Origin of the sequence: Falsihalocynthiibacter sp. CO-5D18 (assembly GCF_041205445.1) — a bacterium.
Lineage (GTDB): Bacteria > Pseudomonadota > Alphaproteobacteria > Rhodobacterales > Rhodobacteraceae > Falsihalocynthiibacter > Falsihalocynthiibacter arcticus.
This window is the reverse complement of record NZ_JBGFCF010000005.1, coordinates 289,161-302,073: the sequence shown is the minus strand read 5'-3', so window position 1 is coordinate 302,073 and position 12,913 is coordinate 289,161. Positions and strand designations below refer to the sequence as shown.

The following is a 12,913-nucleotide window of genomic DNA, read 5'->3' as shown; positions in this document are numbered from 1 at the left end:
GCGTAGGATCGCAAGAATTTGGGGTTCACTATATCTCGTCATCTTCATCAAAAATCTCCTCAGATATCTTGCCGAGAAAATTCTACTTTTGAACACCACTAATTTTAGGGGGGATTACCGGAACTTCATCACTCTCAAGTCGGCGGACTAACATAGCAATACCAGATTTCAGCCAGTGTTTACTTTGGACTATGACCTCACAGTTTCCGGCTGTGAAGAAACGGCCGTCTATTCCTCCGTCTTTCCCTGCTTTATACCTGTCGACACTGATGCCTTCTCTACAGGAAACAAGATCGTTGACCATTAGTTCAAACTCCTTGTCGTTCAGGCTTTGAAAATTATAATCCGGCAAAGAAACCTCATGAAATAATAGGGTTAAAACTAGACAGTACCCTATCAACTTCCAAAGTTGCACGAAGAATCCACTTCGAGTGCGCTCTTGGTTTACGCCGGTTCCGATGAAAGAACCGACCGCAGAATATCGTTAGCAAACGGCTACATCCGTTCGATTGGAAATAACTACTTAGGTTACCAATCGTCATCATCGTCAGTTACCATGATTTGGAGAGGGCGCGGACGATGCTGACGCACCACACACTATTTTACCATGAGAGAATTTTCCATAGTCTAAGGCCACCGTCTGCAACCCCGCCTCTAGAGAACATATTTGAACCGCCAGAAACATGTCGCTCGAGTTGAGCAACTACATTCATGGACCTGTCTATACGGGCTTCACCTATGAAGGCGTCATCTCCATCTTTTCTAATGCAAGGGCCGTTTCGTCCGCCTGTACATTCATAGACATCGCGGAATTCCTCGTCCTCAATTTCGAAGTGGTCGCCTAAGATTGTTAGATTGCCGTCACGGGTGAGCGCAGAATTATCACTGAAGAAAAAATGCTCAGTGTCGGCGGAGCTTTCGGCGAAATCAACTAAACTCATTTTTTGATGTGTGACTAAATCACAAGTTTCCGCAGCAAAAACGGGTGACGTCGCGGCAAATGCTGTGCATGGGGAAATAGTTTTTTTCAGCATAATAGCTAATTCATTATCGACAAGGTGCGGTCTGCTCAGCCCGCTGGCAAGTAAATTTTTAAGTACGACGGGTGGATATATCTGTACAACTACTGAGCAATAAATGATGCTCAGACGGATTGAATTGAGTACAGTTTTTCACACGGGGTTATTATGTTTGGTGTCTGGGGTGGTTTTAAAGTCGTTAAAGAAATGGCGCAAGAGATAGGAATTGACCATAAACTATATGGCACCGCCTTGACTGAGATGAAGGTGAACTACGGGCATTTTAAAGAAACACGAAAGAAAGCAATCGCCTTGGGTGAGCCCCCCAGTATAGTTCAGCAAGATCTTGCAATCTGGTCAATTGGCCCTGCACTATTGGGGCTAGACGTGCTTACCATGAGATATCCGGAGCAATCCTCTATTTGGGAAGCCAAGGTGGCGCTGGCTAAATTCGCTTTCCGCCACGATCTTATCGAGAAGCCAGATATAGAGCTGCTTAGATCAAAGTTGCTCCAATCCCAGAATTAGGAAAAGCTTCAGTCAAAGGGTGCGACGGTGGGGGCCAAATCTCTACAACCTGAATCTGGGGACCGGCGTGGATAGATAATTTCTTAAACGTGCGGTTTGAACATAAAAAGTTGGATGGTCAAAAAGGGGGGAGAGGCAATCTTCACGGGTGTCTAGAAAGGGATACCTGTTGCCGCGCGCGCGTCATGGTCTTGAAACCATAACGCCTGCATAGGAAACTATGCATCCATACCTATACGAACATTAAACTAATTTGAGGTTAGAAATGTGCCAAAACGAAGTCGATTTTAGATTGGGCGATGAGCATTCAAGGGTAGTACTTTTGGGCGCTTGCCCCGGACAAGAGGAATTTAAACAAAATAGACCTTTCGCGGGAGCTACGGGTGCAAATCTGGACAGAATGCTTGAAGAATTGTATGTGCTACAAGGGCAGCATTTTCCATCATCAACACGCGACGACTACACACTAATGAATGCTTATGGGAAGCCGTTATGGAAGGGAAAAGATAACGATAACCGTACAATTCCCACCTTAACCATGGTGTCTGATGACTCGAACATTGACAGGCTTGCTAGGCAACTACGATATTGTGAGGCGAGAACAGTTCTTGGTCTCGGGACGAATAAGAATAATGATAGCGCCGCTAGACGTGCTATTAGGAGGTTGCAGCCGAGCTTCCCAAGCATAACTTGGTTCATTTGCGGACATCCTTCACCACGGGCGATTAATAGATATGCTGGGGGAGACGCCGTCGAATGGTTGCGGCATACTTTTGAAGAAATCTGAAGAGTCATGTCACTATTCGTGGGTGTGAAACGTAAGAGTTGAATTCGCCAAAAACTGAACCACTCTGAGGTATTAAGTGTGGTACATTTTTAAATACGTATAAATTTAACGTTTATTAACATATATTTGCAAGATTCGTTGTGCGGACTGTCTGTCCGCCACTACCACCTTAACTAGTTGTTTTTGTTCGCATTTATATGCAAAATTGGAACTAGTTGGAACTTTCACCCATTCGTTATGACTTTGCGCAGGTCGGCAGACTTGGAATATAGGCCTGCTTCATGCTTGGACTCGTGGCCTAAAATTGCCATGCGTTGCTCTGGCGTTGCACCGTTCTTTTTGAACATCGATGCGCGATATTTACGAACGCCATGCGATGAAAGATGCGGCATGCCGGCGGCATTGCACGCGCGTGAGAACCAGCTTGCGGCTCCCTTGTGCGATCTTGGTGTGCCAAAGCTGGTGCACATGAATAACGCGAAGCGTCGCTTGGGCTGGGCTGCAAGGGCGCGTTCTAAATCGTCTGTCCATCCAAACCAGTTAGGCGCGACCAGGCCATTAAACGGCGCGGTTGCCATACTAACAGACTTCTTGCGCGTGTAGGTCAGCCAACCTTCATCATCCACCATATTGGGGCCAAGTGTCACGGCGTCACCGATTGCTGCGCACGAGCGATAAAGAACCTCAAATGCAACGCGCTCTTGCGAGTGCAGAGGCCAATGGCCAACTGCTAAGCCCAATCCTTTTGCCAAGGCCTGAGGCCATATCGACTTTGCAAAGTACTTGATTGAAACGCAGTTTTTTGACACCTTCAATGAAAATAATATTTCATTTTGGGAATGTTAGTCGATTCAAACAGCTTTCCTTCTCGATGCCTAAATTTGTTTAAAAATTAATAGGATTGAATTATGTCAGTGTCATCCGACTTTCGCGAAGCAAATGTTTTTTTTAATGAAATCAAGCAAGCATTCGAACAAGCCCGCCAGCGGTTCGAAAATGATGTCAGTAGATTGGCGGGTCTCTCAGACGATGATCCAATCGCAAGCTCGGCCGCGTCGGGCTGGAAAAACTGGACAAAATCACTTCGTTCCCATGTTCTTGGTGTCGCAGCGGAAACTCATACAAGCAATGAGATGGTTCAGGCGATTTTAGGGTCATCTGTGCATACAGACCCGGATACCAGGCTGATCTTCGCAGACGAAACGGGGATGCCGCGCCTAAATCAAGAGTATAAAACGATTTCTTCGGAAACGCCGTCGCGTCTTGGACGGACTGCCGTCACAAACGAAGCATCGGATGCTGTTGGTCAGTTGGGGGTCCCGGCACGTTCACAGGCTGGCGATATGAGCCAAGCGGTTATCCATGTGAAAAACACCAATCCTTGGCCCTGCACCGAACGATTGCCAAAACCATAACTGCCAGCCTTCCAAGTATCGGTTTTAGGGCGTTCAATCAGGTGGCTCAGCAGAATTTTTGGCTTGCCCAACAGCTAGAACTGCATGCGGCGGCAAACATGTCTGCTCTAAACATCACGCCTGGAATGTCAGTGATCGTCTACAGTGCAAGATGGCGACGGCAGTTCCGATTTACTGGGACAAAGGTTTTTTGCGACGGCATCAAATAGTGAAGCGCCAGATACGCCCGGCTATTCTTCTTTGAAGGCTGACGACGAACAACGGCAGCTATGGGTTCCTAGTCTACCCTCGCCCTAAAGTGCATATTGCCCAGACATGAATTCCACAACTCAAATTTCCCCTCGCGTGGTTGATTTTGAAGGGATTAGAAAAGTATTCAGTCGATTTCTTTATGCTTTAACAGGTATTTAGAATGATCTTTCCAAGAGGGTTCCTATGCCATTCTCCTAATATTGTCCTTCGCCTTAACCGGCGGCGGCAGTTATTTCTGCGTTTGGGAAGCGTTACTGCGTCACAAATCATCTTGAGTCCCAGACTTTTCGGTTTTTGTTGCACAAAGCCGTTTTCCACTTTCTTGCCTTGGTTACGGTGTGTCTGGGAAAGTTTTTAGGGCTAATCGATTGCTTTGGCTAGACAATCTCCAGGTTTTGGTTCCAGTGCGTTTTAGGAGGGCGTTAGAATGCTATCCACGATAGTTGATAAGGCGTTCAACTCGCCGACGATTGCCTTTACCGCTGCAATGACCTTTTCCACGGGCCACGCAGCAGAATTTAAGATTACTTCTAACGGTTGATTTAGTTTTTAGCAGAAATCGTAACTAGGGGCGGGAACCGACCTTCGCTACGTTTAGCGCCGATGTCGGCAGCGCGGGCTCTGCGGCCGTCGAAAAAGCTCTTCAAGTTGATGACTGCGTCAGTCTGCGCTCTCCTGTAGATACTCAATAGTATTCCGTATTGAATTTGATCGCGCAAAGAATGAGAGGCCCAAATGCCCTCCCGCCAACACTTCGGTACAACATTCGCATTGCTACCATTCGTGCGCGATGCAACTGCACAGTTTTCTAGAACTCGGTAAGACCACCGGACTAAGGGCGGAATGTCGAGATGTTGATACGGTTGGTTAGAGAGCATCCGGTTTTGGTGGAAGAAGGGTCGCAAAGGCTGGGGTAAGGTATCAATTTGCCCCCTCTGAGCTTCAACCTGCCGCAACTTCACGACAATCTCTTCGGGCTTGGGCCTCTTCATGGCCATCTATGGTCCTCCGTTTCCTAACGATAGGGACGGACCACTTCAAAGGGGGAGGCTTAGGTCCGTCCCAACAATCGACATGCTGACTTTGCTTCCACTGGATACTTCATGGCCAATGTCAGGTTTCGTCGCGCTAAATTGCTAGGTTGGACATGCGGAATGTACATTAATGACGGCGCGGTCTGCTAAACTGCAACTTGCGAGCCCAATTCTACGACCCGGTCACGCGGCAGATGATAGAAATCGGACGGATCGGCCGCCAAGCGCGACATAAAAATGTAGAGGTGGTCTTGCCAAATTGGCATCCCGATGTCTGCTTTGGCGACAAGCTTACGGCGACCAAGGAAGAAAGTGGTTTTCATGCCTTCGAACTGCAGGCCCTGCTTGCGGCAAGTCCCCAACGCGCGGTTGACGTTGGGCGTTTCCATGAAGCCAAACCGCAGACTGATCCGTTCGAACCGATCGCTCAGACGATCAATGACAGCACGTTCGTTCTCGGGCACGCGCGGTACGTCACGTGTCTCGACGGTCAAGACGATAATATGCTCGTGCAGGACATGATTGTGTTTGAGATTGTGCAAGAGCGCCGGCGGCGTGGCGGCAACATCGCTGGTCAGAAATACGGCTGTTCCGGGAGCACGAAGAGCCGAGCTTTTTTCGATCCTCGGAATGAAATCATCCAAGGGCACTGAAGTTTTACGAGACTGCATGAACAGTTGCTGTGTACCGCGTGCCCAAGTCCACATAACAATCACCAAACTTGCGCCAAGTAGAAGCGGGACATACCCCCCGTCCGGAACTTTCGCGAGATTGGCAGCAAGGAAAACGGTCTCGATCAGCAAGATAGGGGCAAGCGTCACCATGGCAATGGCCTTTGGCATGCCCCAGACCCGATGCAACATGAGGTAGGCGAGCGCCGTCGTGACGATCATTGTACCGCTGACCGCGATCCCATATGCCGCCGCCAAGGCCGTCGACGTCTGAAAGGCAAGTACGAGGATCACAACGCCCACGAGCAGCAGAGCGTTGATGACGGGTAGAAAAATCTGGCCCGTCTCGGTGGTTGACGTGTGACGGATCATGAGGCGCGGGAGTAGCCCAAGATGTATTGCTTGGCGGGTCATCGAAAACGCGCCTGTAATGACAGCCTGGCTTGCGATTACCGTAGCAATTGTGGCCAAAATAACCAAACCTGGCAGCGCCCAAGAGGGCACCATCAGAAAAAAAGGGTCAGACACTGCTGAAGGCGTCTGCAGGACCAACGCACCTTGCCCCAAGTAATTGAGCACGAGCGCCGGAAAGACGAGGGCAAACCAGGCAATCTGTATGGGTTTGCGGCCAAAGTGTCCAAGGTCGGCATAAAGTGCCTCGGCGCCTGTAACGGCCAAGAATATTGCTCCCAAGACGATAAATGCTACTTTTCCATGCTCCGTCATGAAGGACATCGCAAAACGGGGATCAAAGGCCCACAGGATACTTGGATTTTCTACAATCTGTGCCACACCTGCGGCCCCCATGACAAGAAACCAGACTGCCGTGATCGGGCCGAACCACCGGGCAAGCGGACCGGTCCCACGGCTTTGCACCATGAACAGCGATAGGAGAATGCCGATAGCAATTGGGATCACGTAAGGCTCAAACAAGGGAGTGACGAGCTTCAAGCCCTCGACAGCGGAAAGAACGGATATCGCCGGCGTGATGATCGCGTCCCCGAAAAACAGGGCCGCACCTGACACGCCCAGAACGAAGGCCACTCCAATTCTTCTGGGTTTCTTTTGGACGAGAGCCACGAGTGACAAAATCCCGCCTTCACCATGGTTATCCGCGCGCAGAAGAAACAAGACGTATTTCAGGGTCACGATCAGGATCAGTGCCCAGAGCAGCAAGGACACGACTCCAAGAATCTCAGCTTGGGTCAAACCATCTGCGGCGGCGGGGCGCAGCGCCTCGCGAAACGCATAGAGCGGACTTGTGCCGATGTCGCCGTAAACGATGCCAACCGCGCCGATTGTCAAAGCGGCGGTCCGTTTGGGGCGGTGGGCGTCGTTTCCGTGACCTTGCAGCGCTGAGGAGGCTTCATTCTGCGATGGCATTACTCGGGTCCTTAAAAGAAGCTCAGCATTGCGAAGGTGCCTGCCGAAAAAATGGCGCAGACGATCACGGTTGATACTAGACTGGCAACCACGCCGCCAGCAAGCCACACCCCATCATGTTCACCCAGACCGAGTGCCAGCGTGATCACCGACACGGCAGGCAGGGCATTTGCAAAGGGGATCGGCAGGAACATGAAAATGGCCATCACGAGACTGGTAAGTCCGACGACCCTTTCCGCCACGACCCGCGAAAACGGCCAATAGCGCGGCCGCGCCATGCGTTCGACCCATTCGATCCAAGGGACAGCCTTAATGACAATCCGGGTGAACGTGACATGCTCTATGAAACGCTCGTTCAAAACCTTGGGCAGCCAAACCGCAGGCCGACCAAGTATGAGCTGACAAAGGATGAATATAAGTGGCAATCCCGTGATGACCGATGATCCGGGCACGAAGAAGAACACGTTCGGCAGCGAGAACAGGATCATCAGAGGCACGAAACTTCGTTCCCCAAGTGCGGTGATCAGATCGCCAAGCGAGATGCGATCGCCCGCGCCCTGATCGAGTTCCCGCAGGACGTCCGATAGCTTCTTTGCGGGTGCCCCATTGCCAAGGGGCAGTCCTGAGGACAGAGTGTTCATTCGGCTATGACCTGGATCATTGGGGCAGAAACCGAACCATCAGCCGCTCCGCGAGTTCGCCACAGCGACACGGCGATTCCGCCAATCAGAATAGTCAACGTGATCCCCAGCGAAAACGAAGCAGGTATCTTTTCCAGCCCCAGAACCTCGGCTGCAATAACCTTGCCACCGATAAAGATCAGAACCAGCGACAATGCTGTCGGAAGGTACGTAAAGCGATGGATCATGGCAGACAAAGCAAAATACAGCGCCCTGAGACCGAGTATGGCGAAGATGTTTGATGTGTAGATGATGTAGGGATCCTGCGTAATAGCAAAGATTGCGGGGATCGAGTCGACAGCGAAAATAACATCGGCCAGTTCGACCATCACAAGCGCCAGAAAGAGCGGCGTCACATATAGCGCCACTTTGCCAGTATTGGCGTGAGGCACGCGGACAAAGAAGCGTTCGCCATGCAGATCTTCGGTCACTCGAAACTTGGTTCTCATGAACCGCAGCACGGGATTGGCCGCAACATCATATTCGCCGCCTCCCGACATCAGCATCTTGATCCCCGTAAAGATCAGAAACGCCGCGAAAATCAAAAGAACCCAATCAAAACGCGCGACCACCGCCGCGCCAAGGCCGATCATGATACCACGCAAGATAACAACGCCAATGATGCCATAGACCAGCACCCGATGCTGATAGGTGCGCGGCACACCGAAATATCCAAAGATCATCGCGATAACGAAAATGTTGTCCAGTGCGAGGCTTTTTTCAACCACAAAGCCGGTCAAATACTGAAGTGCGGACGGTTGGCCCAAAAAGTACCAAACCCAAAGCGAGAACAGCAATCCGATGCTGATGTAGAAGGCTGACAGCATCAGGCTTTCGCGCACTCCGATTCCGTGGGATTTCCGTTGCAACACGCCAAGGTCGAAGATCAAAAGCGCCAGAACGAGCAAAAGAAAACCAATCCAACTCCATACAGGTTTTCCCAAGAAATCGACAAAAAGAAGGTCCATGTCACCAAAACTCCGAAAAAGACGGTTGAAGAGTACTCGAAAGTCTCGTTCACCCAACGCGCCGCAGCTTCAGGAGCAAACCTTGACCCAGCATATACGAAGTGGTGAGTGGCGAATTGGCGCACAACACCTGCCAGAGAAATCAATTTTTTGCATGCGATCTTGATTTTCTATTGTCATCGCAGGGACAGAGCAGTCACATCTAGGCAAGCGATTAACCGCTGATCAATGTTCCGGAAATCGCAAATTTCGGAATGATTGTCTGGCGCAGCAGATTGCAGCCGTCTTGGTCCCTAGTTCACGCGCGTCACCAGCAGCTTGTCGATGCGGCGACCATCCAGATCGACGACTTCGATTGACCAGTTCTGCAGATCAAATCGTTCCGCGACCTCGGGCAGCCTGCCGATCTTCTCAAGGACAAATCCGGCTGCCGTCTCGTAATCACGATCATCGTCAAGCTCCAGCGACAACAGATCGGCGAATTCATCCACGGGCATCCAGCCCGCGACTAGGTACGATCCGTCGACACGTGTGACGACTTTGGGTTCGTCCGCTTCACTGTCCGGGAAGTCGCCGGTTATGGCCTCCAAAACGTCCATCGGTGTGATGATACCTTCGAAATGGCCATATTCATCATAGACGAGCACCATATGCGCGGGCGCCGTGCGCAACCGTTCGATGACCTCCAACGCGCTTTGTCCACCCTGAACGACCGGCGCTTCACGCAGCAGGGCGCGCAAATCGAAGGGTTCGTTCATCAAGGCGGGCCCCAGAATGTTGCGTGTCATCAACACGCCGATGATGTCGTCTGCATCGCCGTCCTGAACCGGCAGTCTGGACCGGCTCATCCCGCGAAGCTGTTTGAGGATCTGCGCTGTGCTGCTGGATGCGTTGAGCGTTTCAACCTCGTGGCGCGGCGTCATAAGCCCGCGCGCCGTACGGTCGGCCACGCGCATGACACCCGCGATCATCCCGCTTTCGGCGCGGTTCATGGCTCCGGTGCTTTCGGCCTCGGCGATGATCAGGCGCACTTCTTCATCGCTCACCTTTCGCGACTGGGCGCCGGACTGACCGAGCAGACGCAATACAATCTTGCCGGACCGATCAAGCACCCAGATCAGCGGTGCTGCGACGCGCGCAATGAGGCCCATCATCGGCGCCATGCGGGCCGCGACCTGTTCGGGCGCACGCAAAGCGATCTGTTTGGGAACAAGCTCGCCCACGATCAGCGACAGATAGGTGATGGCCACAACCACGAGCCCCACACCAAGTGGCTGGGAAAACTTCACCGCCAAACCCGCCTCAACCAATGATGAGGACAAACGCGCACCAAGCGTCGCACCGGAGAAAGCGCCCGCCAACACCCCCACCAGTGTGATGCCGATCTGAACACTGGACAGGAACCGACCGGGGTCCTTGGCAAGCGTGATGGCTATCGCGGCACCCCTGCTGCCCTTGTCAACCATCAGTTTCAATCGGGCGGGGCGGGCAGACACGATGGCAAGTTCGGACATCGCCAGCACGCCATTGATGAACGTGAGCAGAATGACGACTGCAATTTCTAAGACCATTTTCTCCAACTTTTACCGGACAGTTCCGGAATCCATTTCACAGGTTTTGTGTTAAATATTACGATGCCGGACCATCAAGCCGCGCGCTAGTTCCGAAAGAGCCGAAATGCGCTGCCGACGATATCCCAAAGGTCCCACAGCCGAGCGTAGTAGTGTTCGCGTACGGCGAAGGGCTTGTCGCCGGGACCGCAAAGCTCCACCTCAAGCGTGTCGATCAGGCGCATTAGACGACGGCGGTGAATGCCAAGACGGCTCTGGATCGGATCGGCCAGCACACCCGCAAACGCTGCAAAGACCGACCCAATCATGATAAGGATCGTCACACTTGCGGCAAAAAACAGGGGTGATGCGCCTGTGGGGAACATGCCGTACCATAGGCCTCCGATGGTCTGACCCATGGGAAATTCCGCAATAGCTGTGGTCTGGGCCATGGCGTCCGCAACGCCGGGTGCCATCGATATCATGCCAGGTGTCAGAGCCTGGAACACAAACGCGCCCACGGTCAGCGTGACCAGGCCCGTGGTCATCTCTGCCACCGCCGACCGCGTCCCCGCGTAGTCACCAAGCGCATCCGCAATCCTCTTACCGAGAACCTGCACCTCTGCCGCGTCTGCGCGTTTACGGATCAACTCGCGAAACTGGGGGGCTGCAAGAACGGCGCGAGACAGCGCACACGGGTCACAAGCCGCTGCCCCTTGCGACATAGGCAGGACCAGAAGGTCAGTCGCAATAAGAGCCTCTACCCGACGCGAGACCGCCGTGGGCAGCAGGATACGCCGCGCCGCAAGCCAGTTGGCAATTGCAGGCAACCTGATCCGCCGACACACAATGGCGACGATCCGAGTCAGGACGAGGACCGGAGACAGGATCACGTTGATCGGCGCACGCAGGACATCCCAACCAAACGCGGCGCTGTGTAGATGCAAGGTCCCAGGCCAGGTAAAGTGGTGATCAATGAATTGGTCGACCCTTTTCCGTCGGTCAGCAAAATATGCATAGCCGTCAGGACCGGAGGCGTCGCCTTTTGACATGGCACTCGATGATGAGATCATGGTGGTCATCCACCATCTCCTTTGTTTCTGCGCGGGCGCTTTTCTTTTGGCAGGAATGGGTAACGTCCTCCCGCCTTGGGATCCAATATTAGAAGTCGTGTCGCCACTGCTTTCCTTCAAGGGTCGCTGCGTAGCATATTTGTGCGGCTTGTCCGTCCGAGAATTATCTTTGGGCAGCCCTTGCAAGCGCTCGGCCTCATCCATAATTTTCAATCAAGGGCACATCACTCGCCCCTGGGGGCAACAATTTGGACTATTTTTACCTGTTCGTCGGACTGCTCGGTCTGTTCTTCGGCGGCGAGGCGCTTGTGCGGGGCAGTGTCGGCATCGCTCGGCGCTTGGCGATCCCGCCGCTGCTGATCGGCCTGACTGTCGTGGGCTTCGGCACATCTACGCCTGAACTTCTGGTTTCGGTCGACGCAGCTTGGCGCGGCGTTCCCGATATCGCGTTGGGCAACATCATCGGGTCCAACATCGCCAACATCTTGCTGATCGTCGGCCTCTCGGCTCTGGTCTGGCCGATCAAGGTCATGGGCGCGACCCTGCGGCGCGACACGGCGGTTATGATGTCAGTGGCAATTTTTCTGGTGCCGATTTTCGCCTTTGGCCAGATGACGCGCTTGTCCGGGCTGGTTCTGTTCGGCGTCTTGGTGGCCTATCTGATCTGGGCCTATCTGAAGTCGGGTGAGGCCGCGGCGGAGGACGACAGTCTGGAACCTCCGGCCTCAACGCTTGTGTCGGTGCTCTGGGTCATCGGCGGGCTTGTCGCCTTGATGGTCGGCGCGCGGTTTTTGGTAGACGGTGCAGTCTCGATCGCGCGTGGGTATGGCATTTCGGAGGCATTCATCGGACTGACAATCGTCGCCGTCGGAACGTCCCTACCGGAACTTGCCACATCCTTGATCGCGGCCGTTCGTCGTCAGTCCGAAATCGCTATCGGCAATATCATCGGGTCGAACATCTTCAACGTTCTGGGCATTCTTGGCGTCACCGCACTGATCGCGCCGATCCCGGTGGCGTCGCGGTTCCTGACCTTCGACCTTCCGGTGATGATTGCCGTGTCGCTGGTGTTGACCTTGCTTCTGCTGACCCGACCGGTGATTGGACGCGGCGTTGGGGGCGTGATGCTGGCGGGATATGCCGCCTATGTCTGGGCTGCGCAGGGATGACAAAGGGGCGTGGCAAAGCCGCAAGGGGGATAGCCGCGATTTTGTCACGGCTATCCCTTGTGCTGGCGGTTGCGCTTTTTGGGGCGCATCATGTCGGCGCGAAACGAACTGCCACGCACAAGGGCCCCGTTGAGGCACTTGTGACCGCATTTGCACCGGTCATTCTTACGGCGCAAAGCCATCTGATAGGCGCGCCATTGCCCGAGGGCGACACACCGCAGGCCACTGCGCCCGCACCAAAAGTTCCCAAGCCACGACTAACGCTGGCGCCTGTGTCGTGGCAATATGTGGCATCCGTTTCTACTCCTGCAATCACTATCCTTCCGCCAGTTCGGGGGCCGCCTGCGGTCTGACATCCCGACGTCAAACCGAACACTCAGGCAC

Annotated in this window: 13 protein-coding genes; 5 read left to right on the top strand and 8 right to left on the bottom strand. The window is 53.2% G+C overall.

Going from position 1 to position 12,913, the window contains the following annotated elements; all coding sequences use genetic code 11:
• Nucleotides 1–82: 82 nt before the first annotated feature.
• Both AB9F27_RS09505 and AB9F27_RS09500 read right to left on the bottom strand, forming a co-directional pair.
• Complete coding sequence (locus AB9F27_RS09505; RefSeq protein WP_369757675.1) at nt 83–352, bottom strand: restriction endonuclease; 270 nt, start codon at nt 350–352, stop codon at nt 83–85.
• 250 nt (nt 353–602) lie between these two features.
• On the bottom strand, nt 603–1,034 hold the full coding sequence (locus AB9F27_RS09500) for a hypothetical protein (protein ID WP_369757674.1): 432 nt from the start codon (nt 1,032–1,034) through the stop codon (nt 603–605).
• Nucleotides 1,035–1,187: 153 nt separating this feature from the next.
• Here AB9F27_RS09500 and AB9F27_RS09495 point away from each other — a divergent pair, with 153 nt between their 5' ends.
• Nucleotides 1,188–1,547, top strand: a complete 360-nt coding sequence (locus AB9F27_RS09495; RefSeq protein ID WP_369757673.1) for a hypothetical protein — start codon at nt 1,188–1,190, stop codon at nt 1,545–1,547.
• A 265-nt stretch (nt 1,548–1,812) separates the two neighbouring features.
• Complete coding sequence (locus AB9F27_RS09490) at nt 1,813–2,334, top strand: uracil-DNA glycosylase family protein (RefSeq protein WP_369757672.1); 522 nt, start codon at nt 1,813–1,815, stop codon at nt 2,332–2,334.
• A 224-nt stretch (nt 2,335–2,558) separates the two neighbouring features.
• Here AB9F27_RS09490 and AB9F27_RS09485 read toward each other — a convergent pair whose 3' ends face one another.
• Nucleotides 2,559–3,143 (bottom strand): tyrosine-type recombinase/integrase, encoded by a 585-nt coding sequence (locus tag AB9F27_RS09485; RefSeq protein WP_369757677.1) that lies wholly within the window; start codon nt 3,141–3,143, stop codon nt 2,559–2,561.
• A 99-nt stretch (nt 3,144–3,242) separates the two neighbouring features.
• Between AB9F27_RS09485 and AB9F27_RS09480 the strand changes: the two genes are divergently transcribed.
• Nucleotides 3,243–3,749, top strand: a complete 507-nt coding sequence (locus AB9F27_RS09480) for a hypothetical protein (protein WP_369757671.1) — start codon at nt 3,243–3,245, stop codon at nt 3,747–3,749.
• 1,432 nt (nt 3,750–5,181) lie between these two features.
• Here the strand turns inward: AB9F27_RS09480 and AB9F27_RS09475 are convergent.
• From AB9F27_RS09475 to AB9F27_RS09455, 5 genes are all read right to left on the bottom strand, one after another.
• Nucleotides 5,182–7,089, bottom strand: a complete 1,908-nt coding sequence (locus AB9F27_RS09475) for a potassium transporter Kup (RefSeq protein WP_369757670.1) — start codon at nt 7,087–7,089, stop codon at nt 5,182–5,184.
• 11 nt (nt 7,090–7,100) lie between these two features.
• Nucleotides 7,101–7,730, bottom strand: a complete 630-nt coding sequence (locus tag AB9F27_RS09470) for an exopolysaccharide biosynthesis protein (RefSeq protein WP_369757669.1) — start codon at nt 7,728–7,730, stop codon at nt 7,101–7,103.
• Nucleotides 7,727–8,737, bottom strand: a complete 1,011-nt coding sequence (locus tag AB9F27_RS09465; protein WP_369757668.1) for a TerC family protein — start codon at nt 8,735–8,737, stop codon at nt 7,727–7,729. The genes AB9F27_RS09470 and AB9F27_RS09465 overlap by 4 nt, the downstream gene beginning before the upstream one ends.
• Before the next feature lie 293 nt (nt 8,738–9,030).
• Nucleotides 9,031–10,308, bottom strand: coding sequence for a hemolysin family protein (locus AB9F27_RS09460; protein WP_335584936.1), 1,278 nt, complete (start codon nt 10,306–10,308; stop codon nt 9,031–9,033).
• 86 nt (nt 10,309–10,394) lie between these two features.
• Nucleotides 10,395–11,369, bottom strand: a complete 975-nt coding sequence (locus AB9F27_RS09455; protein WP_335584937.1) for a DUF6635 family protein — start codon at nt 11,367–11,369, stop codon at nt 10,395–10,397.
• Between the two features lie 239 nt (nt 11,370–11,608).
• On the opposite strand from AB9F27_RS09455, the gene AB9F27_RS09450 reads away from it, so the two are divergent.
• Both AB9F27_RS09450 and AB9F27_RS09445 read left to right on the top strand, forming a co-directional pair.
• Nucleotides 11,609–12,529 carry a calcium/sodium antiporter gene (locus AB9F27_RS09450; RefSeq protein WP_335584938.1) on the top strand — a complete coding sequence of 307 codons (921 nt, stop codon included), beginning with the start codon at nt 11,609–11,611 and terminating at the stop codon, nt 12,527–12,529.
• Nucleotides 12,526–12,882 carry a hypothetical protein gene (locus tag AB9F27_RS09445; RefSeq protein ID WP_335584939.1) on the top strand — a complete coding sequence of 119 codons (357 nt, stop codon included), beginning with the start codon at nt 12,526–12,528 and terminating at the stop codon, nt 12,880–12,882. Before AB9F27_RS09450 ends, AB9F27_RS09445 begins: the two co-directional genes overlap by 4 nt.
• The last annotated feature ends 31 nt before the right edge of the window (nt 12,883–12,913 follow it).